The organism is Ruegeria sp. CDSC054 (assembly GCF_059610645.1).
This window is the reverse complement of sequence record NZ_JBXWOA010000042.1, coordinates 1-1,043: the sequence shown is the minus strand read 5'-3', so window position 1 is coordinate 1,043 and position 1,043 is coordinate 1. Positions and strand designations below refer to the sequence as shown.

The 1,043-nt window shown below is 53.0% G+C and carries 1 protein-coding gene; it reads right to left on the bottom strand.

The genetic code is table 11. The features are described 5' to 3' along the window. Positions 1-67: 67 nt before the first annotated feature. The gene (locus AC2FGC_RS24210; protein WP_496692901.1) at positions 68-811 is read right to left on the bottom strand and encodes a LytTR family DNA-binding domain-containing protein; all 744 of its coding nucleotides are present in this window, start codon (positions 809-811) and stop codon (positions 68-70) included. Positions 812-1,043: the final 232 nt, after the last annotated feature.

Genomic DNA, 1,043 nt, shown 5'->3' with positions numbered 1-1,043 from the left:
CGATCAGGCAATGGCGATCTTGACAGGGAAAGTCCCGCAAATGATCCCAATGCCCAGATAGGGCGTCTCAGATCAGGCCATCTTCTTCTAGGAACGGACGGTATTTCCTGCTGACCGGAACAAGCTCGTCGTTCTTCAGGCGCAACATGGTCTTGCCACCCTTACGTTCGACCCCAGCAATGGCGTCATCGACAACCCAATGCGATCGGTGCGTGCAATGGCCCGGAATAGGTTCCATTTCCTCTATGGCGTCGGTAAAACGCGACCGGATCGTAAACGTGCCCTCAGAAGTCACCACATCCACATAGTGGTCTTGGACCGTCAGGCGATAGACCCGACCCTGAAAGGATCCCGGCAACCGCTTGTACATGCGCGGCAGCGGAATTTCAGCATATTCGGATTGAGGTTTCGATGCCTCACGCCGCACCAGGATCAAGCCGACCGACAGCAAGGCGCCATAAGATGTTACGGATAACATATCCGGGCACGGCAGTCCGTTGGCCGAAAACAGCAACCAGACCATCAACCAAAGGCTTGGAACGAAAAGGACGAAAACCAAAGATATCAGCACAAGGTCGCGCCCAGAAAACTCGGTCTCAGCGAACAACCTACGCAACAATCTTCTTGCGACGCAGGTCACCCCTAGCGCCAGCCCCATCACCCCGATCCAGAAGGCCAAGCGCCAAGGAAAGGTTACTTCGATGGCCTGAAATGGTTGGAATACGAAGGACAATAGCAGAAGGAAAACCAGCCCGGCAATCAACCGGTACCCTACTATTTCGGCGAAAACTGGGCGCAGTTTCGTGAACATAAACACTCGACAACAACTCTCCGGGTCCAGCCAATACTACCGGGGACTTGCCATATTACAACGTAACCGGCTGGAATAGAAAGTTTATCACCAATACAGGCACATTCAATGCCCGTAATCTCACACTTAGTTTACATATTAACAAATTTTAGGCCGGGGAGTTCCCCGGCCCTGAAAATCTACATGCACGACTGTCCGCTATGGGTCACACAGTCAGGCCTTCTGGTTCGGG

What these genes read in the sequence shown, in the direction of transcription:
- AC2FGC_RS24210 (WP_496692901.1), bottom strand. Translation starts at nt 811, where the DNA reads ATGTTCACGAAACTGCGCCCAGTTTTCGCCGAAATAGTAGGGTACCGG.